Origin of the sequence: Paraburkholderia franconis, from assembly GCF_009362735.1 — a bacterium.
Taxonomy (GTDB): domain Bacteria; phylum Pseudomonadota; class Gammaproteobacteria; order Burkholderiales; family Burkholderiaceae; genus Paraburkholderia; species Paraburkholderia franconis.
Window position 1 is genome coordinate 24,874 of sequence record NZ_WHNP01000017.1, and the last position, 24,198, is coordinate 49,071.

Annotated in this window: 23 protein-coding genes and 1 tRNA gene; 16 read left to right on the top strand and 8 right to left on the bottom strand. The window is 64.5% G+C overall.

What is annotated here, in order from left to right; genetic code table 11:
- From GCT13_RS19415 to GCT13_RS19460, 10 genes are all read left to right on the top strand, one after another.
- Positions 1-1,626, top strand: a complete 1,626-nt coding sequence (locus GCT13_RS19415) for an efflux transporter outer membrane subunit (protein WP_152760637.1) — start codon at positions 1-3, stop codon at positions 1,624-1,626.
- Positions 1,623-2,975 carry a paraquat-inducible protein A gene (locus GCT13_RS19420; RefSeq protein WP_152760639.1) on the top strand — a complete coding sequence of 451 codons (1,353 nt, stop codon included), beginning with the start codon at positions 1,623-1,625 and terminating at the stop codon, positions 2,973-2,975. Before GCT13_RS19415 ends, GCT13_RS19420 begins: the two co-directional genes overlap by 4 nt.
- Positions 2,972-4,570, top strand: a complete 1,599-nt coding sequence (locus tag GCT13_RS19425) for a PqiB family protein (protein WP_152760641.1) — start codon at positions 2,972-2,974, stop codon at positions 4,568-4,570. Before GCT13_RS19420 ends, GCT13_RS19425 begins: the two co-directional genes overlap by 4 nt.
- Positions 4,567-5,163, top strand: coding sequence for a PqiC family protein (locus tag GCT13_RS19430; protein WP_321574474.1), 597 nt, complete (start codon positions 4,567-4,569; stop codon positions 5,161-5,163). Before GCT13_RS19425 ends, GCT13_RS19430 begins: the two co-directional genes overlap by 4 nt.
- Before the next feature lie 256 nt (positions 5,164-5,419).
- Entirely contained in the window at positions 5,420-6,205 is a 786-nt protein-coding gene (gene map, locus GCT13_RS19435; RefSeq protein WP_152760643.1) for a type I methionyl aminopeptidase, read from the top strand.
- A 283-nt stretch (positions 6,206-6,488) separates the two neighbouring features.
- Positions 6,489-7,037 carry a GNAT family N-acetyltransferase gene (locus GCT13_RS19440; protein WP_152760645.1) on the top strand — a complete coding sequence of 183 codons (549 nt, stop codon included), beginning with the start codon at positions 6,489-6,491 and terminating at the stop codon, positions 7,035-7,037.
- Positions 7,038-7,255: 218 nt separating this feature from the next.
- Positions 7,256-8,068, top strand: coding sequence for a septum site-determining protein MinC (gene minC / locus GCT13_RS19445; protein ID WP_152760647.1), 813 nt, complete (start codon positions 7,256-7,258; stop codon positions 8,066-8,068).
- A gap of 89 nt (positions 8,069-8,157) precedes the next feature.
- On the top strand, positions 8,158-8,973 hold the full coding sequence (minD, locus tag GCT13_RS19450) for a septum site-determining protein MinD (RefSeq protein WP_152760649.1): 816 nt from the start codon (positions 8,158-8,160) through the stop codon (positions 8,971-8,973).
- 15 nt (positions 8,974-8,988) lie between these two features.
- Positions 8,989-9,243 (top strand): cell division topological specificity factor MinE, encoded by a 255-nt coding sequence (gene minE, locus GCT13_RS19455; RefSeq protein WP_090867786.1) that lies wholly within the window; start codon positions 8,989-8,991, stop codon positions 9,241-9,243.
- A 308-nt stretch (positions 9,244-9,551) separates the two neighbouring features.
- Entirely contained in the window at positions 9,552-9,863 is a 312-nt protein-coding gene (locus GCT13_RS19460) for a YXWGXW repeat-containing protein (RefSeq protein WP_152760651.1), read from the top strand.
- Between the two features lie 329 nt (positions 9,864-10,192).
- On the opposite strand, the gene GCT13_RS19465 is transcribed toward GCT13_RS19460, so the two are convergent.
- Positions 10,193-11,563, bottom strand: a complete 1,371-nt coding sequence (locus tag GCT13_RS19465) for a chloride channel protein (RefSeq protein ID WP_152760653.1) — start codon at positions 11,561-11,563, stop codon at positions 10,193-10,195.
- A gap of 301 nt (positions 11,564-11,864) precedes the next feature.
- Here GCT13_RS19465 and waaC point away from each other — a divergent pair, with 301 nt between their 5' ends.
- A complete protein-coding gene (gene waaC, locus GCT13_RS19470; RefSeq protein WP_152760655.1) occupies positions 11,865-12,872 on the top strand; it encodes a lipopolysaccharide heptosyltransferase I in 1,008 nt (335 codons plus the stop codon).
- Between the two features lie 786 nt (positions 12,873-13,658).
- Here waaC and GCT13_RS19475 read toward each other — a convergent pair.
- From GCT13_RS19475 to rph, 7 genes are all read right to left on the bottom strand, one after another.
- Positions 13,659-13,838 carry a hypothetical protein gene (locus GCT13_RS19475; protein WP_152760657.1) on the bottom strand — a complete coding sequence of 60 codons (180 nt, stop codon included), beginning with the start codon at positions 13,836-13,838 and terminating at the stop codon, positions 13,659-13,661.
- Between the two features lie 238 nt (positions 13,839-14,076).
- A complete protein-coding gene (locus GCT13_RS19480) occupies positions 14,077-15,384 on the bottom strand; it encodes an MFS transporter (protein WP_152760659.1) in 1,308 nt (435 codons plus the stop codon).
- 512 nt (positions 15,385-15,896) lie between these two features.
- Positions 15,897-16,403 (bottom strand): TonB family protein, encoded by a 507-nt coding sequence (locus GCT13_RS19485; protein WP_152760661.1) that lies wholly within the window; start codon positions 16,401-16,403, stop codon positions 15,897-15,899.
- 286 nt (positions 16,404-16,689) lie between these two features.
- Positions 16,690-16,779: transfer RNA gene (locus GCT13_RS19490), tRNA-Ser, on the bottom strand.
- A 57-nt stretch (positions 16,780-16,836) separates the two neighbouring features.
- Entirely contained in the window at positions 16,837-18,051 is a 1,215-nt protein-coding gene (hemW, locus tag GCT13_RS19495; protein ID WP_321574476.1) for a radical SAM family heme chaperone HemW, read from the bottom strand.
- The gene (gene rdgB / locus GCT13_RS19500; protein ID WP_152760663.1) at positions 18,048-18,692 is read right to left on the bottom strand and encodes an RdgB/HAM1 family non-canonical purine NTP pyrophosphatase; all 645 of its coding nucleotides are present in this window, start codon (positions 18,690-18,692) and stop codon (positions 18,048-18,050) included. Before rdgB ends, hemW begins: the two co-directional genes overlap by 4 nt.
- Entirely contained in the window at positions 18,685-19,425 is a 741-nt protein-coding gene (rph, locus tag GCT13_RS19505) for a ribonuclease PH (protein ID WP_152760665.1), read from the bottom strand. Before rph ends, rdgB begins: the two co-directional genes overlap by 8 nt.
- Here rph and GCT13_RS19510 point away from each other — a divergent pair.
- The 5 genes from GCT13_RS19510 (at position 19,415) to GCT13_RS19530 (ending at position 24,155) form a co-directional block, all read left to right on the top strand.
- Entirely contained in the window at positions 19,415-19,717 is a 303-nt protein-coding gene (locus tag GCT13_RS19510; protein WP_152760667.1) for a hypothetical protein, read from the top strand. The genes rph and GCT13_RS19510 overlap by 11 nt on opposite strands.
- A gap of 101 nt (positions 19,718-19,818) precedes the next feature.
- A complete protein-coding gene (locus tag GCT13_RS19515; protein WP_152760669.1) occupies positions 19,819-20,742 on the top strand; it encodes a YicC/YloC family endoribonuclease in 924 nt (307 codons plus the stop codon).
- Between the two features lie 18 nt (positions 20,743-20,760).
- Positions 20,761-21,423 carry a guanylate kinase gene (gene gmk / locus GCT13_RS19520; RefSeq protein ID WP_152760671.1) on the top strand — a complete coding sequence of 221 codons (663 nt, stop codon included), beginning with the start codon at positions 20,761-20,763 and terminating at the stop codon, positions 21,421-21,423.
- Positions 21,424-21,485: 62 nt separating this feature from the next.
- Entirely contained in the window at positions 21,486-21,689 is a 204-nt protein-coding gene (gene rpoZ, locus GCT13_RS19525) for a DNA-directed RNA polymerase subunit omega (protein ID WP_087737994.1), read from the top strand.
- Between the two features lie 78 nt (positions 21,690-21,767).
- On the top strand, positions 21,768-24,155 hold the full coding sequence (locus tag GCT13_RS19530; protein ID WP_152760673.1) for a RelA/SpoT family protein: 2,388 nt from the start codon (positions 21,768-21,770) through the stop codon (positions 24,153-24,155).
- Positions 24,156-24,198 lie beyond the last annotated feature (43 nt).

Sequence of the window (24,198 nt, forward strand, 5' to 3'; positions counted from 1 at the left end):
ATGCGCCGCGTTCCTCTGCCTGTGCTCCGCGTGCGCCGCTTGCGCCGCGCTTCGCCTGTGCCCGTCGCCAGCGCGCTCGCGTGCGTGGTGTGCACCTTCGCGCTGAGCGGCTGCCTGCTCGGACCGAACTACTCGCGTCCGCAACTCGACGTGCCCGCGACGTATCGCTTCCCCGACAACTACGCGTCGGATGTGGCGAACACCGAATGGTGGAAGCAGTTCGACGATCCCGTGCTGAACGACCTGATCACGGCGGCGCTCGCGAACAACAACGACGTGAAGGTCGCCGCCGCGCGCGTCGACCAGTTCCTCGGCCAGTTCGTCACGACGCGCGCGGCGCTGCTGCCGCAGATCGGCGCGAGCTTCGACGCCGAGCGCCAGCGTCTGCCGACGGGCTCGCCGCTGCTCGCGAACGTGAACAACCCGGTGTTCAACACGTACACGGCGGCGCTGTCGGCGTCGTGGGAGATCGATCTGTTCGGCCATAACCGGCGCCTCACGGAGTCCGCGCGCGCGAGCCTGCTTTCGAGCGAGGAAGCGAAACGCGGCACGATCCTGACGCTGGTGTCATCGGTGGCGTCGTCGTATATCAACCTGCGCAGCCTCGACCGGCAGCTGGAGATCGCGAAGGCGACCACCGAAAGCCGCGCCGATTCCGTGCACGTGTTCGAGTTGCGCTTCAAGGGCGGCGAGGTTTCGCAGATGGAACTCGCGCAGAGCCAGTCCGAATACGAAGACTCGCGCTCGCGAATTCCGCAGATCGAGGCGCAGATCGCGCAGCAGGAAGACGCGCTGTCGGTGCTGCTCGGGCGCAATCCGGGCGACATCCTGCGCGGGCGCATGCTCGCCGAACTCGTGGCGCCCGCAGTGCCCGCGGGGCTGCCGTCGGATCTGCTCGAACGGCGGCCCGATCTGCGCCAGGCCGAGCAGGACCTGATCGCGGCGAACGCGCAGATCGGCGCGGCCAAGGCGCTGTACTTCCCGCAGATTTCGCTGACGGGCCTGTTCGGCACGCAAAGCGGCCAGTTCTCGAAGCTCTTTACGGGGCCGACGCGCGTGTGGTCGTTCGCAGGCTCCGTCACGCAGCCGATCTTCACGGGCGGCGCGATCACGGGCCAGGTGAAGCAGGCCGAAGCGGTGCAGCAGCAGGCGCTGTATTCGTACCGCAAGGCGATCCAGGTCGCGTTCCAGGAAGTCGACGACGCGCTGATCTCGTCGCAGAAGCTGCGCGAGCAGTTCGACGTGCAGGGGCGTCAGGTCGATGCGCTCGCCAGTTACGCGCACCTTGCGCGGCTGCGCTACGAGGGCGGCTATACGAGCTATATCGAAGTGCTCGATGCCGAGCGCAGTCTCTTCAATGCGCAGCTGAGCCAGACGCAGACGCAGGCGGGCGTGCTGGTGTCGTATGTGAATCTGTACAAGGCGATGGGCGGCGGCTGGGTCGTCGATGCGGAAGGGCTCACGAAGCAGGCGGCACAAGCGGCACAAGCGGGGCAAGTGACACAAGTGATACAAGCGATACAAGCGACACAAGTGACACAAGCGACACAAGCGGCGGCGGCACAGCCGGCGCATGCGAGCGACGCCGCCCGTTCCGCCGATGCATCGCCGCAGGACGTCAAATGAGCGACGCAATGTCTTCCGGCTATCTCGGGCATGCGGCGCGGACGATGCCCGTGATCGCGTGCCACGAATGCGATCTGCTCCAGCGCGAAAGCGACGTGCCGCCCGAAGGCGTGATGCGTTGCTGCCGATGCCACGCGACGCTCTATCGGCGTCATGCGAACAGTCTCGATCGCACGCTCGCGTATGCGCTCGCGGCTTGCGTGTTATGGATCATCTCGAACTCCTTCCCGATCGTCGGGCTTGCGGTGAACGGCGATCTCGTCGAAACGACGATGTTCGGCGCCGTACGCGTTCTGTACCAGGACGGCATGTGGCCGCTGTCGGCGCTGATCTTCATCACGACGATCCTGATGCCCGCCTGCCAGGCGCTGGGTCTCGTGTGGCTCATGTTGCCGCTGCGGTTCGGTCGCACGCCGTATCGCGCGGACGCCGTGTTTCGCACGCTGCGCATCGCGCAGGAGTGGGGCATGACGGAGGTGCTGATCCTCGGCCTGCTCGTCGCGCTCGTGAAGCTCGCGCATATCGCGTCGGTGGTGACGGGCCCGGCGTTGTGGTCGTTCGGCGCGCTGATGCTGATGCTCGCGGCCGCAGCGTCCGCGTTCGACGCGCGCGATCTGTGGACGCGTCTCGAAGGGATGCCGGACGCCGGTCCCGCGTTCGACAGCGACACGCCGTTTCCCGCCGCGACGGCAGCGGCCTGCGGCCTGTGCGTATGCCACGACTGCGGCCTGCTCACGCGCGCCGCGCCCACGGAAGCCCGCGACGCGCGCGACTACGCGAACGTGCATGCGCCCGTGCGTCTGCACGCGCATCCGGGGCATTGCCCGCGCTGCGGCGCGCGTCTGCATTTGCGCAAGCCCGATAGTCTCGCGCGAACGTGGGCGTATCTGATCGCGGCGGTGATCCTGTACATCCCCGCGAACGTGCTGCCCGTGATGGATACGAGCTCGCTGTTCGGCGCGCAGAAGGACACGATCATGAGCGGCGTCGTCTATCTGTGGACGTCGGGTTCGTGGCCGCTTGCCGTGCTGGTTTTCATAGCGAGCATCGCCGTGCCGATGCTGAAGATTCTCGCGATCAGCTTTCTTGCCCTGTTGGCCAACTTCCGCTCGACGTGGCAGCCCGATCAGCGCGCGCGCATCTATCGCATCGTCGAGCTGGTCGGGCGCTGGTCGATGCTCGACATCTACGTGATCGCCGTGCTCACGGCGCTCGTGCAATTCGACGCGCTCGCCACGGTGCGAGCCGGTCCCGCTGCGATCGCGTTCGGCGCAGTCGTGGTGCTGACCATGTTCGCCGCGATGTCGTTCGATCCGCGGCTCATCTGGGATACGAGGGAAACACAATGAGCAGGCCGCCCGATCTGCCCGACGCTGTCGCGGTGCCGCGCAAGCGATGGCGCATCCAGTGGATCTGGCTCGTGCCCGTCGTCGCGGTGCTGATCGGCATCTGGCTTGCCGTGCAGGCCGTGCTGTCGCAAGGTCCGACCATCACGATCCAGTTCAAGACGGGTGAAGGGCTCGAAGCGGGCAAGACGAAGATCAAGTTCAAGGACGTCGATATCGGCGTCGTGAAGAAGGTCGCGCTTTCGCGGGACTACAAGAACGTGATCGCCACGGCCGAACTGACGCGCGACGCAACCGACATGCTGGTCGACGATACGCGCTTCTGGGTCGAGCGCCCGCGCATCGCGGGCGGCAACGTGTCGGGCATCAGCACGCTGCTGTCGGGGGCGTTCATCGGCATGGACATCGGCCATGCGAAGCAGGAGCGGCGCGACTACGTCGGGCTCGAAACGCCACCCGTGTTCGCGAGCGACGTGCCGGGCCGCGAGTTCGTGTTGCACGCGGAGAATCTTGCTTCGCTCGACGTCGGTTCGCCCGTCTATTTCCGGCGCCTGCGCGTCGGCCAGGTCACGTCGTTCGAACTCGACAAGAACGGCGGCGGCGTGACGTTGCATATCTTCGTCAACGCGCCCTACGACCGCTACGTGAAGAGCGATTCGCGCTTCTGGGAGGCGGGCGGCATCGACGTCGCGCTGGGCACGGAAGGCGTGAAGATCAACACGCAATCGCTGGTGTCGATCCTGATCGGCGGGCTCGCATTCGAAACGCCTTCGTCGTCGCTCACGGAGCCCGAAGCGCAGGTGCGCACGTCGTTCACGCTGTTCCCGACGCGCACGGAAGCATTGAAGGTGCAGGACCGCATCGTCGATACGTACGTGCTCAACTTCAAGCAGTCGGTGCGCGGCCTGACGGTGGGCGCGCCCGTCGACTTCAGGGGCATCGTGATCGGCGAAGTATCGGCCATCTACACGCGCTTCGACCCCGTGACGAAGGAGATCAGCATTCCTGTCGAGATCAAGTTCTATCCGGAGCGTTTCACGTCGCGTTACCCGGAGCCGTCCGAGGGACGCGTCATGAAAGATCCGAAGGCCGTGGCGGACTTCCTCGTGTCGCGGGGCTTCCGCGCACAACTCAGGACGGGAAGCCTGCTGACGGGCCAGCTGTACATCTCGTTCGATTTCTTCCAGCACGCGTCGCAGGCAAAGATCGACTGGAGCCGCACGCCGCCCGAACTGCCGACCGAGCCGAGCGGCCTGCAATCGCTGCAGGACTCGGTCAACCGGATCGTCGCGCGCATCGACAAGCTGCCGCTCGAGCAGATCGGCAAGAACACGCAGCAGACGTTCGCCAATGCCAGCGCGCTGCTGCAAAGCCTCAACACGCAGGTCGTGCCGCAGGCGAAGAGCGCGCTGTCGGCCGCGCAGACCACGCTCAATACGGCGAACAGCGCGCTCCAGCCCGACTCGGCGCTGCAGCAGGACACGAGCGATGCGATCCGCGAGCTCGCGCGCACGGCGGCATCGTTCCGCGCGCTGTCCGATTATCTGCAGCAGCATCCCGAAGCGCTGCTGCGCGGCAAACCGGGGGACGCAAAGTGAAGCGATCGATGCTCTCGCGCGGCGCGTGCCTCTGCGTCGCGGCAGCGGCGGTGCTGGGCGCGTGCGGTTCGCCGCGTTCGAACTTCTATACGTTGAGCTCCGACGCGACGCTCGAAAGCACGGGCGCGCCGCTGTCCATGTCGGTGGTGGTCGGTCCCGTGACAGTGCCGGAACTCGTCGACCGGCCGCAGCTCGTGACGCGCGTGTCGGGCAACGAGGTGAAGCTCAACGAATTCGCGCGCTGGGGCGAGCCGCTCAAAAGCGGCGTCGCCGATGTGATCGCCGCCGATCTGTCGCGGCTGCTCGGCTCACAGCGTGTGTCGGTGTCGTCGCAGACGGTGGCGGGCACGGAGGCGTGCCGCGTGCGCGTCGATATCGTGCAGTTCGATTCGATGCCGGGCGAGGCCGTCGCGATCGATGCGCTGTGGACCGTGCGCCTGGCCGGCCACACGGCGCTGCTGACGGGCCGCTCTACGGTACACGAGCAGGTGCAGGGCACGGACGAGGCGGCGCTCGTGGCGGCGCACAGCCGGGCGCTCGCGTCGGTGAGCCGCGATATCGCGGAGGCGATCCGGCGTTCGCCGCCGGGGTGAGCGTTCGCGTGACCGGTGCATGGCCTGGTGCATGGCCTGGCGTATGGTTTGGCGCGTGGTTTGGCGTATGGCCTGGCGCATAGTGCGGGCCGGCCTCGCGGGCAGACTCTGTACAATGGACTGATCGACAACCGGACGCAGGGCCGCAATGCGGGCCGCGTCCAGCGCCGGCAACGCAAGACGGCGCGCCAGCACGATCGCCTGATCGCACAGCCTGCGCGCGCCGCGCGCTGCGTGCCGCCAACGTTTTTCCGACATGGCCATCACCTACAAGACTTCCGAAGACCTCGCGCGTTTGCGCATTTCCGGGCGGCTCGCCGCCGACGTGCTCGCGATGATCGGCGAACACGTGAAACCCGGCATCTCGACGGGTGAACTCGACGCCATCTGCCACGACTACATCGTCAACACGCAGAAGGCGATTGCCGCGAACGTCGGCTATATGGGCTTTCCGAAGACGGTCTGCACGTCGGTCAACTCCGTCGTGTGCCACGGCATTCCCGATCGCAGCGAGCTTCTCAAGGACGGCGACATCATCAACATCGACGTGGCCGTCATCAAGGACGGCTACTTCGGCGACACGAGCCGCATGTACACGGTCGGCGAGCCGAGCGCGGTCGCGAAGCAGCTAATCGACACGACTTATGAAGCGATGCTCGCGGGCATCCGCCAGGTGAAGCCGGGCGCGACGCTCGGCGACGTCGGCCATGCGATCCAGAAGGTCGCGCAGCGCGAGGGCTTCTCGATCGTGCGCGACTACTGCGGACACGGCATCGGCAAGGTGTATCACGAGGACCCGCAGGTGCTGCACTACGGCCAGCCGGGGCAGGGCGTGCGCCTGAAGCCGGGCATGGTGTTCACGATCGAGCCGATGGTGAACGCGGGCCGCGCCGGCACGACGGTGATGCGCGACGGCTGGACAGTCGTCACCAAAGACCGCTCGCTGTCCGCGCAATGGGAGCATATGGTCGCCGTCACCGACGACGGCTACGAACTGCTCACGCCGTGGCCCGACGGCACGGGGCGCTACGAGACGCCCTGACGCGCATGGCGCTGTGCCGCCCGGCTCGCATCTCGTGGTTCGCGTCCCGCATTTTGCGTCGTTGCGCGAGGAAAGCCCTGAGCGGACGGCCGGCGTGCATCGCGCTCGACGCGATGCACAAAAACGGGCGCACCGGCACGCCGGCTTTGTTGTCGGCATGTCAACCCATGCGCGCCCGCCCGCACTGCGCCGAATTAAAGATTTGACTCGCGCGCCCGTTCGGTTGAAGCTACGCCCTAGTTTCACCCGGATGACATAAGGGATTTCAAGGGATTTCGACCGCATGAGTCCTTCACTGACCGTTCGCCGCATCGCAGCCGATCAGGGTGCTGTCTTCCGAGAGCTTCGTACCGCATCGCTGCGCGAAGCGCCTTACGCATTCGACGAGACACTGGAAGAAGCGATGTTGGCCGATGCGTCCACGTTCGAACAGACGGCCGCGCGGCATGCTGCTTCCACTACGTCGACGTCGTTCATCCTCTACACGGAAGGCCATCCCGCCGGCCTGATCGGTGCCTGCTTCGAAGGCGCTGCGCCGCACCGCGCGTTCGTGAGCGAGCTTTGGGTGGCGCCCGCCGTGCGGCATCTGCGCGGTGGCGAGCTGCTCGTCAACACGGCGAGCGACTGGCTCGCGGCAGGCGGCGCGACGGAGATCTACGCGTGGATCGCCGACGAGAACCGCAACGCGATGCGCTTCTACGAGCGGCTCGGCTTCGGCCCGACGGGCGAGCGCGAACGCATTCCGCGCGCGCCGGACCAGTTTCAGACATTGCTCGTGCGGCATGTGCCGCAACACACGACATCGGCCGGCGATATCGACGCGCCAGGCTAGCCGCTTCGTGCACGACGGCTTCGCGGGCGCCTGTCCAGCGCGCTCCGGCCGGCTTCATCACCCATCTTCGCCGCTCGTTCTTCACGCTTTTTGCCGATCTGTCCCGCGCCGATCTGGCGCGCACGCGGCATTTGGCTGTCGCGTGAAGACTTATTGGCAAAAAAGCTCACCGGTCGCCTGGACGCCTGTAAAATACGCAAAATTTTTTGCCGAACGCTATGTCGCCCAGGAAATCGCCATTTTTTGAACTGCGCAGTGGCGCGGTCGACACGCTGCTGTTTGTCGTCAAGACGACCAAACTCGATGAGATGCGTGCCGAACTGACCCGGCGCTTCGAGGCGACGCCCGAATTCTTCGCCAACGATACCGTTGCGATCGACGTGCGCCGTCTCGCCGAGAATGAACGCGTGCCGCTCGCCGACATCGCGAAGCTGCTCGACAGCGTGCGCATGCGGCCGATCGGTGTCGTCGCCGACAGCGCGCGGCAGGCGTGGGCGAACGAAGCGGGGCTGCCGCTACTCGACGCGCGCGATCCGCGCGCGAGCAAAGGCATCGGCGACGAAGCAGGCAATGAAGCGGGCAAGAGCGTGGCGGAAAAGAGCGCGGCGGAAAAAAGCGCGGCGCCCGTGGCCGAAGGCCCGCCGCGCGAGCCGGAGCAGGCGCCGTCAGCCGCTGCCGAACCCGTGCGTATCTCGTCGCAGACGATGGTGGTCGACAAGCCGCTGCGCTCGGGCCAGCGCATCTACGCGAAGGGCGATCTCGTCGTGCTCGGCATGGTGAGCAATGGCGCCGAAGTGATCGCGGAAGGCAATATCCATATTTATGCGCCGTTGCGCGGCCGCGCGCTCGCGGGCGTGCACGGCAATCACGACGCACGCATTTTCTGCACGTGTCTCGAACCGGAACTGATCTCGATCGCGGGCATTTACCGGACGACCGAAACCCCGCTGCCCGCCGACGTGTACGGCAAGCCGGTGCAGATCTGGCTCGAAGACGAAAAACTGATGATCGAACCGCTGCGGCTCACCTGATGCGTGGGCCGCGCATGCGGTGCGTGTGTCGCGCGATGGAACTACCGCCGGACTCAATAGACGAATTGACGAACACAAGGTAAAGGGTAATGGCAAAAATCATTGTGGTGACTTCGGGCAAGGGTGGCGTAGGCAAGACGACGACCAGCGCGAGTTTCGCCTCGGGTCTCGCACTGCGCGGCTCGAAAACGGCGGTGATCGATTTCGACGTCGGCCTGCGCAATCTCGATCTCATCATGGGCTGCGAGCGTCGAGTGGTGTACGACCTGATCAACGTGATCCAGGGCGAAGCGAATCTGAACCAGGCGCTGATCAAGGACAAGAAGTGCGAGAACCTGTACATCCTGCCCGCGTCGCAGACGCGCGATAAGGATGCGCTGACGATGGAAGGCGTCGAGAAGGTCATCAACGACCTGATCAAGATGGACTTCGAATATATCGTCTGCGATTCGCCGGCGGGTATCGAATCGGGCGCGCTGCTCGCGATGCACTTCGCCGACGAAGCGCTGATCGTGACGAACCCGGAAGTGTCGTCGGTGCGCGACTCGGACCGTATCCTTGGCATCCTGTCGTCGAAGACGAAGCGCGCGATCGACGGCAAGGAGCCGATCAAGGAGCATCTGCTGATCACGCGCTACAACCCGAAGCGCGTCAGCGAAGGCGAGATGCTGTCGCTCAGCGACATTCAGGAAATCCTGCGCATCGAATTGATCGGCGTGATTCCGGAATCGGAAGCCGTGTTGCACGCGTCGAACCAGGGCCTGCCTGCCGTGCACATGGATGGCACGGATGTCGCGGAAGCCTATAAGGACATCGTGTCGCGTTTCCTCGGCGAGCAGAAGTCGCTTCGCTTTGTCGATTACCAGAAGCCGGGCCTGCTGCAGCGCCTCTTCGGCACCAAGTAAAGGGGGGCGCACCTGATGTCGATTCTTTCGTTTTTGCTGGGCGAGAAGAAGAAATCCGCGTCGGTAGCGAAGGAACGCCTGCAGCTGATCATCGCGCATGAGCGCGTCGGTGGCCGTGCGCCCGCCGATTATCTGCCCGCGTTGCAACGTGAACTCGTCGCCGTGATTTCGAAGTACGTGAAGATCTCGGACGACGATATCCGCGTCAATCTCGAACGCCACGACGATCTCGAAGTGCTCGAGGTCAAGATCGAGATTCCGCAGGCCTGATCGGACTGTCGCTTCAGCTTCGTCTATCGCGTGATGCGCGCCATCGTCGTACGGTGGCGCGCATTTTCGTGTTTGCGTTTCGTGCCGTCGTCGTGCGTCGCCGGCGTGCGTCGTAGTCGTGCATTTCCATCAGGCATTTTCATCGCGCGCTTTCTTCTGCGCTTCTTTCTGCGTGTCTTCCCGGGCTTCCCGGAAATAAACCGTTGCACTTGAGGGCATGCCGTAACACGGCTTCTGTCAGCCCCTTCGTCACCTCGCGCATTGAACGGACAACGCCATCATCCGGCGCTGACACATGAGGTGAAAACATGAACCGATCGATTCGTCTGCTTGCCGCATCCGCTGTGCTCGTGATGTCCGGCTTGTCCGCCGTCGCGTCCGCATCGACTGCCGAAGTGGTTGTCGTTGCGCCGGGCGCGCCGCCCGTCGAGCGCTTCGAAGCCGTGCCCGCACCGCGCGCGGGCTACGCATGGGACAAGGGTCACTGGCGTTGGGAGCACGGCCGTTACGCGTGGGTGCCGGGTCGCTGGCAGGTCCAGCGTGTCGGGTATCACTGGATGCCTGGCCACTGGGTCGCACATGGTCCGAACTGGCGCTGGGTCGAAGGCCATTGGGCCTGAACGGCTAAACGAACGTCCAGCGGATGCCGATGCCGCACGTTGATTTCATCGCGTGCGGTACGTCGATGTCCGTTGCCTGAACGCGCCCGAGAGCGCGCTTACGCAACCATCAAGGGAGTCATCACATGAGAAAAAGGACCTTGCTCGCGATCGCCGTGCTGGCGGTCACGTTGGCCGGTTGCGTCGTCGTACCGGCACGTCCTGTCTACTATCACCCGGTGGGCGTCGTCGTGTATTGACGTTGTGGGAGGTCGGGCGCGTGTCCCGCGTGGGACCGCGCCCGATTTTTTCGCTAGCCTGTTGCCGTTGCGCGCGGTTGCTGTCGGTTGCTAACTATCGCGCTCACCGCGCGCTTCGGATTCGGAACGCTCCTCGGGCAGTTCAGGCGAAGCGGTGGGCGCCGGCAGCGGCGCCATATAGCGCAGCGAAAGCGCTTCGTACAAAGGCGGTGCAAACAGCCTCGCGACGCGGCTCGAAATCAGCGCAGTCGCCATCAGCGAAATCACGAGTGCATGCCCATTGATCATCTCCATCACGATCACGAACGACGTGATCGGCGACTGCGTCACAGCCGCGAGATAGCCGACCATTGCAAGCGCAATCAGCATCGGCAACTGCATGTCGCTGAACAGCATGTGCAGCACGTTGCCGAAGCCCGCGCCGATCGACAGCGACGGCGCAAAGATGCCGCCCGGAATGCCCGGCAGATACGAGCCGACCACCGACACCAGCTTCAGCAGCGGATAGAACACCGACAGATGCTCGCTGCCGTATAGCAGCCCGCGTGCTTCCGCATAGCCGCTGCCGAACGTCGTGCCGCCCGAGATCAGCCCGACCAGCGCAATCACGACGCCGCACAGCGCGGCGAACGCGACCGGCCGCTCGGCGTGCAAGTGCCGCAGCGGTGCGGGAATCCAGCGCGCGGTGTTGAGCAGCAGCCAGCCGAACACGCCGCCTGCAATGCCCGTGACGATGCCCGTGATGACGACGGCCACCGCGAACAGATCGGGGAAGTGCGCGCCGATATCGATCGTGCCGAAGTACGTGTAGTTGCCGTTCAGGCCGAGCGCGACGATACCCGCGATGATGATCGCCGTGATCAGCACGCCGCTCGCGCGCGCCTCGAAGCTGCGCGTGAGCTCCTCGATGGCGAAGACGATTCCGGCGAGCGGCGTGTTGAACGCCGCCGACAGACCCGCCGCCGCGCCCGCCAGCACGAGTTGCCGTTCGATCTGCGCGTTCGAGCGCGGGTACAGCCGGCGCAGGTTGAACATCAGCGCCGCGCCGACCTGCACGGTCGGCCCTTCGCGTCCGATCGTGAAGCCGCCGAGAATCGCCAGAAACGAAACAGCGATCTTGCCGAGCAGAATGGGGAACGTCAGCAGCCGCGCGCCGGATGTGCCCGGGTTCGTGTGCAGCGTCGCGATGACCTGCGGGATGCCGCTGCCTTCCGCGCCACGAAAGAAGCGTCGCGTGAGCCACACGGACGCGGCCCCGAGCGCGGGCGTCAACGCCAGCGGCAGCCACCAATGCTGCTTCTGCAAACCGAGAAAAGCGTTGTAGCCCAGATCGATCAGCCGCGCATAAAAGACGGCCGTCAGGCCGACGGCGATCGCGCCCAGCCAGAAGATGCCGTACTGGCGCCAGAGACGCCGTACGCGCCGGCCGATGCTCGAGGACAGCATGGGTGTCCGTGACATGGGAGTCGGGCGAAGGGCAAAGCGCAGATTATAACGGCGCGAGTAGCGCCGGCGCCGCGAAAGGGCGCGATATGGAAGCGAGAGGGGGCTCGATACGGATGCAAAAAGACCGCGATGGCGGCGAGCTGGCACGATGCGTCGCGGATGCCGGGCGGCGAACGCCTGTCGTCTGTCAAGGCCCGTAACTCCGGGTAACGGCAGAGCGGCTCTAGCAATATTTCCCTCTGCGCACTTTTCCGGCAAATCTTTTGATCTGGGCTAAAATTGTCGATTGCGACCGCGCAGGCTCAATGGGCAATCAATGAAGCGAATTCTCATCGTCAAAGTCACCTCCATGGGCGACGTGATACAGGCGCAACCCATCGTATCGGACCTCAAGCGCGCGTTTCCGGGCGTCGAGGTGGACTGGGCCGTCGACGAGTCCTTTGCGGAAATCGCCCGCTGGAACCCCGGCATCGACCGCGTCCTCTGCGCACCGCTGCGCCGTTTCAAGAAGGCGCGCCGCTGGGGAGACTTCAAGGCCATCGCGCAGTCCATCAGCGAATTGCGCGCGTACCGCTACGACTTCGCCCTCGATATCCACGGCGTCTACAAGAGCGCGATCATCTCGTTCCTGTCGCGTTCGCGGCGGCGGCTCGGCTACCGGTCGAAAGACCTGGGCGAGCGCGGCGCCGCGTTCGCCTACACCGGCCGCTTCGCGCCGCCGCGGGACAGGAACGCCTGGAACGCCATGCGCGAGACGGTGAGCACGGCGCTCGGCTACCCGCTCGAAGGCCCCGCCGACCACAACTTGCATATTCCCGTGCCCGCAAAGCCGCTCGTCGACACGGGCGGCCGGCCGCTCGCGATGCTGTTCCACGCTGCATCGAAGGACGACAAGAAGTGGCCGGCCGACCACTGGATCGCGATCGCGCGCGATCTCGTGCGGCGCGGCTATTACGTCGCCGTGCCGTGGGGATCGACTGCCGAGCGGGATGAAGGCCTCGCCATCGTCAATCAGGTGGAAGGCGCGGAACTGCTGCCGCGGTTGAGCGTCACCGAAATCGCGCAGGTGATCGCGGCGTCGGAGTTCGTGATCGGTGTCGACACCGGCTTCGTCCATCTCGCGCACGCGCTCCAGAAGCGCACCGTGATGATCTTCATCGCGACATCGCGCGAAATCTTCGGCAACAACGTGCCGTTCCAGTCGGTATCGATAGGGGATGGCAACTCGGTGCCGCCCATCGCCGAGGCGCTTGCAGCCATCGATCACGTGCACACGGACCCGCTGGCGTTGGATGGACACGGAAAGTCGGTAGCTGCGGCCTGAGGCCTGTTCGCATCGATCAGGCTGGTCCGCCAAAAAAGAAAAGAGGCGCACGCGCAGTTCGCCCAATTTCGGACGCCGTCGCGAAACGCCTCTGAAAAGCCCGCGCCGGAAGCGCGGACCGAGAGGAAACCTGCAGAACAAACCGGTACAACATCCGTAAAGACAACGCGGGTACGGACAAGTTCAACCGTTTTAGTGATTTTTCCGGCGGCCTTAGGGGCCGGTTTTATGCCGGTTTCGCGGCCGTTCGTCTGCTGCCGCCGTCCGCTTATTTCGCGTTCATCGCGCTCGCCACCGTTTTCCCTCATTACACGGCTGTTAAAACTGTCGCTTTTGATTCGGTGTCTGCGCCGCCTTCGGAACAATTCGCCTGGGCCAGTGGCGCGGCCGCCGCATCGATTGCGCGTTGGCGTGCCTGCCGAGCCTTTCCGGGCGGTCTTCATGCAGATTGGGTCAGGTCGCGACGCACGGATTGCCGGCCGGACGACGGCACGGCGCGTCGAGAAGCGCTTTCTCCCGTGTAACACAACCCCAGTGGACGCTTACAAATTGCAACGCTCGTCGCTGACGGGTTCGTGTTCAATCGAGGTCATTCGGGGTTTGCTCGAATAACGACATTGACTCAAAGGGAGAAAAACGTGAAACGCTTGATGTTGGCTCTGGTGACGGGCGCGCTGCTGGCTGCATCGCTTAGTGGCTGTATCGTGGTGCCGGAGGGCGGCGGCTATCACCATCATCACGACTATTACTACCGTTGATCGGGTAACGGACGCTGATGGCTGCCGCTCAGGCCATCAGCATTTCGAAGGCGATGACGGCGGCGATGGCCGCCGCGTTCGCCGCAACCGCTTCGACGACAATGCCTTTCCACGTCGCCGGCTTGAAGCGCAACGCGAGCAGCAGCGAGCCCAGCAGCGCCAGTGCGATGATCACGACGACGTCCGCGTTGTGAAGATGTAAGTCCATCGATGCCCTCTCAAACCGCCTTGTTGTCGATTCGAGTATAGGCATGCCAAAAAGGTCGGCGAGAACGGGGGTTTCCCCGTCCGCATTGGCCCGGAGTCGGGTTTTCCGCGCGGGGTTTCCGTATCGAGCGGCGGCTTTCGCCTTCGAGATCGTTTGAAGCTTCAAACAGAACGGCCCCGGCGCAAGTCGCTTGCGCCGGGGCCATTTGCGTCGTCGGAATAGACGGCGGCGCGAAGGGTTACATCAACCTTGCATCGCGCGTCTCGCGCATGCACAGCACGCCGAGCAGACTCAGCACGGCGGCAGCCGACACATACAGGCCGACCCACGACAGGCCGCCCTTCGCGGCGAGCATCTGCGCGATGTACGGCGCAACCGACGCGCCCAGAATCCCGCCGAGGTTGTAGGCGACGCCTGCGCCCGTATAACGGACGTTGGTGGGGAACAGTTCAGGCAGCAGCGCGCCCATCGGCGCGAACGTTACGCCCATCAGGAACAGCTCGATGACGAGGAACAGCTGCACGAGCGGCATCGAGCCGCTGCCGAGCAATGGCGCCATCGCGAAGCCCGACAGGATCGCGGCGATGCAGCCGACGATCAGCACCGGCTTGCGGCCGAAGCGGTCGCTTGCCCATGCGGAGAGCGGCGTCGCGAGCGCCATGAACACGACGGCGACGCACAGCATGCCGAGGAAGCTCTGACGCGAGATGTGCAGCGCCGACACGCCGTACGACAGCGAGAACACCGTCGAGATATAGAACAGCGTGTAGCAGACGATCATCGCGAACGCGCCGAGCAGCACCGGCCCAAGATGACGGCCGAGCAGCGTCGCGACCGGGACGCGCACGCGTTCGTGACGTTCGATCGCGGCCTGGAATGCGGGCGTTTCGGCGATCTTCAGGCGCACGTACAGGCCGAGCGCGACCAGCACCGCGCTGACGATGAACGGTACGCGCCAGCCCCAGCTGCGAAACTGCTCGTCCGACAGCGACAGCGCAAGACCGAAGAACAGGCCGTTCGACGCGAGAAAACCGATCGACGGCCCGAGCTGCGGGAACATGCCGAACCAGCCACGCTTGCCCGCGGGCGCGTTCTCGGTGGCGAGCAGCGCCGCGCCGCCCCATTCGCCGCCGAGGCCGATACCCTGGCCGAAGCGCAGGACGCACAGCAGGACGGGCGCGAGGCTGCCGATCGAATCGTAGCCGGGCACGAAGCCGATCAGCGTCGTCGACAGGCCCATCACGAGCAGCGAGGCGACGAGCGTCGATTTGCGGCCGATGCGATCTCCGAAGTGCCCGAACAGAAACGAGCCGATCGGCCGCGCGATGAACGCGATGCCGAACGTGACGAACGCCGACAGCGCCTGAGCCGTCGCCGAGCCGTGCGGGAAGAACACGGGGCCGATGACGAGCGCTGCGGCCGTCGCGTACACATAGAAGTCGTAGAACTCGATCGCGGTGCCGATGAAGCTCGCGAAGATCACGCGCGAAGCGCTGTTCTGGCGGCCCGCGCCGGACTGCGCGCGGGAGAGGGGCGAGGTGGACATGCAGGGTCTCCAAATGTCGTGACGCTGCCGCGAGGGGCGGGCGGTGCGTCTTTGTGTGTCTGGTTTGAGCGTAGCGGGTGCGCGCGTAATCGTGCCAACAGCGGTGCAAACATCGGTGCAAACAGCGATGCAAGAGCGGCACTGACCGCGATGCAAAGCGTGGCTCAAACGGCGATGCAGACGGTGCAAGCGCGATGCAAGCTCGATTCAGGCGGCTGACTCGCGACGCGAGACGTTGCAACTGCAACGATACGGCAGCTCGCATCATGCAGACGGCTTCGAGCGTCGCGAAGAACACGTGGCGACGAAGCGATGCGCGATGCAAACGGGACGCACGCGCGCGCGGGTGGCGCGGCAACGTGACGGTCGGGCTGCGCGCGTCGAGCGGATGGGCTCGTGGCACGCAGCGATCGCCGGCGAATCCGGCGGGCGTTTAAAAAATTATAGCGACGGCGGGCGGCGCGCAGCAAGGCGCGCGTCCGGAGCGCGTTCGGCTGCGGCGCGCCTTTCTGTTAGTCGATGGTCTGCGCCTGCGGCGATGCGAACGTGCGCAACTGGAATTTGCCGTTGTCGTTGAAGAGCCAGTCTTCGAACAGCTCGACCTGACCTTTCGCATTCAGCAGTTTCGCGGGCGGCAGCGGCAACGGCGCCGAGCGTCGCAACGTGGCGAGCGCGGTGCCCTCCGCTTCATCGTCGCCGTTCGTGCGATACACCGACGATGCCACGATCTGTCCATTGCTATCGACGACGAACGACACGACGACGAGCGAGCGCAGCATCGCCTGCGGATTGCCTCGCAGCACATACGACGGGTTGCGCTCGACGATGCGTTGCGCGACGGCCGAGCGGTACTGATCGAGCGTTGCGCTGTTGATCGCGGCGGGCGGCACGACGGCCGCCGGTCGCTGAGGCGGAGTGATCGTGAAGTTGCACGCTGCTGTACCGAACAGCGCAAAAGCGAGTGCCGCCGCTCGCCTAATTGCTGGATGGATGCGGCTGTGAAGCGAGAGGGTGGGCATCGCAATAACTCGCACGCGAGATGTCTCTTCATCGTAGGCGATGCATATTGCGATTCAATGAGCGTTGCTACCGATGTGAGTGGTGGCGCGCAATGGGGCGTCGGTGGGTGTGGATCGCGGTGCCTGTCGTCATTCGCTGACTGAGCGACGTGCGTTGTGTGATCGTGTGAGGCGCGTAGGACTTGGCTTTGGACGGGGAGGGTTCGCGTGTCCGCAGCAAAGGTCGCAACAACCAGGAAGGGAGGTGAGGAGGCGGGGTGTGCTGGAAGCGTTGCTTGGGGCGAGGTGGCGGAGGGTGTGGGATTCGAACCCACGAAGGCCGTAAAGCCTTGCCGGTTTTCAAGACCGGTGCATTCAACCGCTCTGCCAACCCTCCGAGCCCGAAATTGTAACCTGAAACGCTTCGCTCACGGGCAACAAACGATGTAGCCGATCAAGGCTCTTTCAGAAACAGCGCCTGTAGATCGTTGAGGAACGCTTGTCCGAGCGGTGTCGGCGCGATCTTCTCATGGTCGCGCGCGATCAGGCCGCGACGCTCTGCTTCCTGCAACGCCGGCTCGATCGACGTCATCGGCAGACCCGTGCGCTCGATGAACCGATGCACGGGAAAGCCCTCCACCAGCCGCAGCGCGTTCAACATGAATTCGAATGGCAGATCACGCGCGCCGACTTCATGCTCTTCCTGCACGGCGTTGCCCGAACGCGCTTCTTCGATGAACGTCGTGGGATGCTTGAAGCGCATCTGCCGCAGGATACGGTTCGGAAACGACAGCTTCGTATGCGCGCCAGCGCCGATGCCGAGATAGTCGCCGAAGCGCCAGTAGTTCAGGTTGTGCCTGCTCTGCCGATGCGGCTTCGCATACGCCGACACTTCGTAGCGCTCATAGCCCGCTTCGCGCGTGCGCTCGTGAATCCAGTCCTGCATGTCGGCGGACGCGTCGTCGTCGGGGAGCGGCGGCGGGAACTTCGCGAACAGCGTGTTCGGCTCGAGCGTCAGGTGATACAGTGACAGATGCGGCGGCGCGAACGACAGCGCCGTCTCGATGTCCGCCTGGCATTCGGCCAGCGTCTGCTTCGGCAACGCGAACATCAGATCGAGATTGAAATTGTCGAACGTCTTCGCCGCGACCTCGACGGCGTGGCGCGCCTGCGCGGCATCGTGAATGCGGCCGAGCGCCTTCAGATGCGTTTCGTTGAAGCTCTGTATGCCGACCGACAGCCGGTTCACGCCGCTCGCGCGAAACTGCGCGAACTTGTCGGCTTCGAACGTGCCGGGGTTCGCTTCGAGCGTGATCTCGGCGTCTGCATCGAGCGGCAGCAGTGCGCGCGCATCCGACAGCAGCCGATCGAGTCCCTTCGCCGACATGAGACTCGGCGTCCCTCCGCCGATGAATACCGTATGCACCTGCCGGCCCCACACGAGCGGCAGCGCCTGTTCGAGATCGCTGCGCAGCGCGTCGAGGTAATCGTCCTCGGGGAACGCGCCGCCCTTCGACTCGTGCGAGTTGAAATCGCAGTACGGGCACTTGCGCACGCACCACGGGAAATGCACGTAGAGCGCGAGCGGCGGCAGCGACGTCAGACGGATGCTGCCGGGCGACGTGAACGCCTTGATCACGCCGGCTCCCGTCGTCGATGCTTGGCTCACGCTTCCTCCTTCAACCGCGCGAACAGTTGCTGCAACGCGATCGCGCGATGGCTGCTCGCGTTCTTCACGGCAGGGTCGAGTTCGGCTGCCGTCGCGTTCAGCGCAGGCAGGTAGAAGTACGGGTCGTAGCCGAAGCCGTTCGCGCCGCGCGGCGCGTCGAGAATCTCACCGTGCCAGCGGCCTTCGGCGATCAGCGGCTCGGGGTCGTCCGCGTGGCGCACGAGCGCGAGCACGCAGAAGTAGTACGCGCGACGGTCGTCCACACTCTTCAGCTGCTCGACGAGGCGTGTGTTGTTGGCCGCGTCGCTCTTCTCCCCGCCCGCGAGCTGCGCGTAACGCGCCGAATATACGCCCGGCGCGCCGCGCAGCGCGCGTACGCACAAGCCCGAGTCGTCGGCGATCGCGGGCAGGCCCGTCAGCTTCGACGCATGGCGCGCCTTCGCAAGCGCGTTTTCGACGAAGGTCGGATGCGGCTCTTCGGCCTCGGGTACGTTCAGCGCACCTTGCGGAATCAGCTCGATTCCCGCCTTGCCGAAGAGCGCCGCGAACTCGCGCAGCTTGCCTGCGTTGTTCGACGCAAGGACGATCTTGCGCAGCGCCGGCTGCATCGAAAGCGCCGCGCTTTCGCGACGGTCATTCATCCTTTATCCCCAGAGCCGCCTTCTGTTTCGCGATCAGCGCCGTGATGCCGTTTTGCGCGAGATCGAGCAGCGCATTCATTTCGCCGCGCGAGAACGGCACGCCTTCCGCGGTGCCCTGAATCTCGACGAAGCCGCCGTCGCCCGTCATCACGACGTTCATGTCGGTGTCGCACTGCGAGTCCTCGTCGTAGTCGAGATCGAGCACGGGCGTGCCGTCGAACACACCGACGGACACGGCAGCGACATAGTCGGTGATCGGCGACGTTTCGATGCGGCCCGTCGCGAGCAGCTTCGCGACGGCATCGTGCGCGGCGACGAAGGCGCCCGTGATGCTCGCCGTGCGCGTGCCGCCGTCGGCCTGGATCACATCGCAATCGATGTTCAGCGTGCGCGTGCCCAGCCGTTCGAGATCGAACACGGAGCGCAGCGCGCGGCCGATCAGACGCTGGATTTCCTGCGTGCGTCCCGTCTGCTTGCCGCGCGCGGCTTCGCGGTCGCTGCGCGTGTGCGTCGCGCGCGGCAGCATGCCGTACTCGGCCGTGAGCCATCCTTGGCCGCGGTCGCGCAGGAACGCGGGGACGGTCTCGGCGATGCTCGCCGTGCAGATCACCTTGGTGTCGCCGAACTCGACGAGCACGGAGCCTTCCGCGTGCTTCGTATAGTGGCGCGTGATGCGCACGTCGCGCAGCTGATCGGCGGCGCGGCCGCTGGGACGTTTCGTGATGTCGTTCATCGTCGGAATCAAAGGGGAGAAAGGGCGGAAGGAAACTGCAATTTTACCGCCGATCGGTCCGGCGACGCCCGTGCGCAACTGTTTCCCGGCTGCCTTGCTAGTAGCCGCGCTGCGCGATGCATCGGCGCATGCACGGCGAGCACGAGCGCCGGACGATGTCGATGCGTGCGTCGTCGCGCTGCGCAATTTCGGCTCGCGTCGCAGCGCATGCAAGAGGCGTCATGGCCGGCTTCATCCGCAGCCGCCGTCCGGCGCGTCCCCGCGCCCGGCCGGCCCGGCAAAAATGGGATAATGCGCGTTCCCCGCCTCGCGTCTCGTACACGCCGGGCGACTCGAATCCCTGGTCGTGCGATGTGATCGCACATTCGCGCGACCGCAATCGCGAGACCTATCATGATCTACAGTATGACTGGCTATGCGAGCGCCACGCGCGAACTCGCAGCGGCATCGGGCAACGGCGGCGTCAGCGTGTCCGTGGAGTTGCGCACGGTGAACTCGCGCTTCCTGGACCTCAACTTCCGGATGCCGGAAGACGTGCGCGTCTGCGAGCCGACGCTGCGCGAAATGCTGATGAACAAGCTCTCGCGCGGCAAGGTCGACATCCGCATCAACCTGCAGCGCAGCGAGCAGGCGGCGAACGCGGGCGCGCTCAACCGCGATGCGCTCACTCAGCTCGCGATGCTGGAACGCGCCGTGCTCGATGCGTTTCCTGATGCGGGACGTCTGCGCACGGGCGAAATCCTGCGCTGGCCTGGCGTGCTCGCCGAAAGCGGCGTGTCGCCGGAAGTGCTGCGCGATGCCGTGCTCGAATGCGGCAAGCAGGCGATCGGCGATCTGATCGACGTGCGCGGCCGCGAAGGCGCGCAGCTCGCGACGATGCTGCTCAACAACGTCAGCGAGATGGAAGCCATCGTCACGAAGATCACGCCGCTCGTGCCGGATCTGATCGCGAAGCATCAGCAGAAGATCGTCGAGCGTCTGCAGGAAGCGCTCGGCATCGCCGCGCCGGATACGGCGGCAACGATCGTGTCGCGCGAAGAGATCGCGGAGCGCATCCGTCAGGAGGTGACGATGTACGGCATTCGCATCGACATCGCGGAAGAGCTGTCGCGCCTCACCGCGCATCTGAACGAAACGCGCCACGTCATCCAGAAGGGCGGCAAGGTCGGCAAGCGTCTCGACTTCATGATGCAGGAGCTGAACCGCGAAGCAAACACGCTCGGCTCGAAGGCGGCCGCGAAGGAACTCGCCGATTCGTCGATGACGCTCAAGCTGCTCATCGAGCAGATGCGCGAACAAGTACAAAACCTGGAGTAATACGGGAGTCTCACCAGCATGACCGATACCAAACGCAATCCGTACGCAGGCGTTTATCCCGGCAACCTGTTCATGGTCGTCGCGCCGTCGGGCGCCGGCAAGTCGACGCTCGTCAACGCGCTGCTCGCGCGCGACGCGGCGATCCGCCTGTCGATTTCATACACGACGCGTCCGCCTCGTCCGAAGGAGCAGGACGGCGAGCACTATCACTTCACGACTGTCGAAGATTTCCTCGCGCGTCACGACGCGGGCGAGTTTCTCGAAAGCGCGGAAGTGCACGGCAACTACTACGCGACTTCTCGCGTGTGGATCGAAGAGCAGATGAAGAGCGGCCATGACGTGCTGCTCGAAATCGACTGGCAGGGCGCGCAGCAGGTGAAGAAACAGTTCCGCAATGCCGTCGAGATTTTCATCCTGCCGCCATCGCTCGAAGCGCTCGAAGAGCGCCTGAAGAAGCGTGGCCAGGACGAGCCGAACGTGATCACGCGGCGCCTTCTCGCAGCGGGCAGCGAGATGGCGCATGCAGCGGAAGCGGAGTACGTCGTGATCAACGAAAAGTTCGATCACGCGCTCGCCGAACTGCAGTGCCTCGTCTCGGCGACACGTTCGCGCTTCACATCGCAATACGCGCGCCACACGGAGCTCTTCATGCAGCTCGGCATTCACTTGCCGCACGCCTGATACGGGCGAGCTGTCGAGGACATAAGGTAGAATAACCGACATACAGAGAAGGAATTTTCAACATGGCCCGCATTACCGTCGAAGACTGTCTGAAACAGATCCCGAATCGTTTTGAACTGGCGCTTGCCGCGACCTATCGCGCACGTCAGCTCGCTCAAGGCCACACGCCGAAAATCGAAAGCCGCGACAAGCCCACAGTCCTCGCGCTGCGTGAGATTGCGGCTGGCCAGGTTGGCGTCGAAATGCTGAAGAAGGTGCCGGTCTAAGGCGCGCTTCAAGTTTCGATCGTCATGTAACTCAACCCAACGCGTGCAGACGGGCACAATCGCGAAACGGAGGCGACCATGAGCACTAACCCCTCGCCATCCGCAACGGAAGTGGAACACGCTGCCCACGAACACGATAGCGAATCGCCATCGTCTGCACGCAAGTACATCGACGCGGTCCTCGAACAATCGTTTCGCCATCTGTTCGGACCGACCGCTACGCCGGAGCAGCCGCGCCGGCATGACGTCGTCTCGATCGCCAAGCTGACGTCCGCGCTTTCCGGCTATCTGAGCCCGGAAGAGATCAAGGAAGTCAAAGCGGCTTTCCACTTCAGCGACGAAGCCCACCTCGGGCAATACCGTCAAAGCGGCGAACCCTACATCACGCATCCGGTGGCTGTCGCGGAGATCTGCGCGGCCTGGAAGCTCGACGCGCAGTCGATCATGGCCGCGCTCCTGCACGACGTGATGGAAGACCAGGGCGTGACCAAGACCGAACTCGCGGAGCGCTTCGGCGCGAAGGTCGCGGAACTGGTCGACGGGTTGTCGAAGCTGGACAAGATGGAGTTCCGCAATCGCGAGGAAGCGCAGGCGGAGAACTTCCGCAAGATGCTGCTCGCGATGGCGCGCGACGTGCGCGTGATTCTCGTGAAGCTCGCGGACCGGCTTCACAACATGCGCACGCTTGGCGCCGTGCCGCCGGAAAAGCGCCGCCGCGTCGCACGCGAAACGCTCGACATCTACGCGCCGATCGCGCACCGGCTCGGCCTCAACAACACGTATCGCGAGCTGCAGGACCTGAGCTTCGCGAACTTCAATCCGCATCGTTACGCGACGCTCGAAAAGGCCGTGAAGGCCGCGCGTGGCAATCGCCGGGAAGTGGTCGGCAAGATTCTCGAATCCGTGCAGCGGGCAATTTCGGATGCGAAGCTCGACGCCGAAGTGACGGGCCGCGAGAAAACCATTTTCAGCATCTACAAGAAGATGCGCGACAAGCAGCTGTCGTTCTCGCAGGTGCTCGATGTGTACGGCTTCCGTGTGGTCGTCGAGAACGCGCTCGAATGCTATACATGCCTCGGTGCGTTGCACGCGCTCTACAAGCCGGTGCCGGGCAAGTTCAAGGACTACATCGCGATTCCGAAGGTCAACGGCTATCAGTCGCTGCATACGACACTGGTGGGGCCGTTCGGCGCGCCCATCGAGTTCCAGGTGCGCACGCGCAAGATGCACGAGATCGCGGAGGCGGGCGTCGCCGCGCACTGGCTGTACAAGAACGGCGGCGCGGATCTGAACGACGTGCAGAAGCGCGCGCATCAGTGGCTCAAGTCGCTGCTCGACATTCAGAGCGAAGTCGGCGATTCGAGTGAATTCCTCGAACACGTGAAGATCGATCTGTTCCCGGATGCTGTCTACGTGTTCACGCCGAAGTCGAAGATCATGGCGCTGCCGCGCGGCGCGACGGCGCTCGACTTCGCGTATTCGATCCACAGCGATCTGGGCAACCAGTGCGTCGCGGTGAAGATCAACAACGAATTGCTGCCGCTGCGCACCGAGCTAAAGAGCGGCGATATCGTCGAAGTGATCACCGCGCCGTATTCGAAGCCGAATCCAGCGTGGCTGGGCTTCGTGCGCACGGGCAAGGCGCGTACCGCGATCCGCCACTATCTGAAGACGATGCGCCTGAACGAGTCGGTGCAGCTGGGCGAGCGCCTCGTCGATCAGTCGCTCAAGGGCTACGGGCTGTCGCTCACCGATGTCACGCCGGAAGTGTGGGACAAGCTCGTGCTGTGGACGGGCAACAAGAACCGTCAGGAAATTTTCGCGGATATCGGCCTCGGCCGGCGTGTCGCGGCAGTGATGGCCAAGCGCATCGAAGTGCTGATGAGCGGCCGCGAAGGCCACGAAGCCGACGACGAGAACGCGCGTGCCGAGCAGGGCGCGACGCCGAGTGCCCCGCCCGTCGTTATTACGGGCACGGAAGGAATGTCGGTGCAACTCTCCGCATGCTGCCGGCCGATTCCCGGCGACGACATCATGGGCTATATCGGCATCGGCCTCGGCATGGCGATTCACACGACGGATTGCCGCGTCGCGCAACGCATCCACAGGCGCGACCCGGGCCGCTGGATCGACGTCGCGTGGGCGCCGCAGCCGGGGCGTCTGTTCGACGTCGCCGTCAAGGTGCTGGTCAAGAACACCAAGGGTGTGTTCGCGCGCGTCGCCGCGGATATCACGTCCGCCGACGCAAATATCGTCCACATTGCGATGGACGAAGACCAGTCGCAAGAATCGACGGTGCTGCGCTTCGTCATTCAGGTCAGCGACCGCGTGCATCTCGCGAACGTGATGCGCCGCGTGCGGACCAATCCCGACGTGATGCGCATTGCGCGCGAGCGTCCGAGCGAGGAAGGACATCGTCATCACGACGGCGGCATGCGGATCGAACGCGAGCGCGCCGATTACTGAAATCGAAGTTGAGCGGCGGGCGCGCCGTTTGCACCACTGCGCG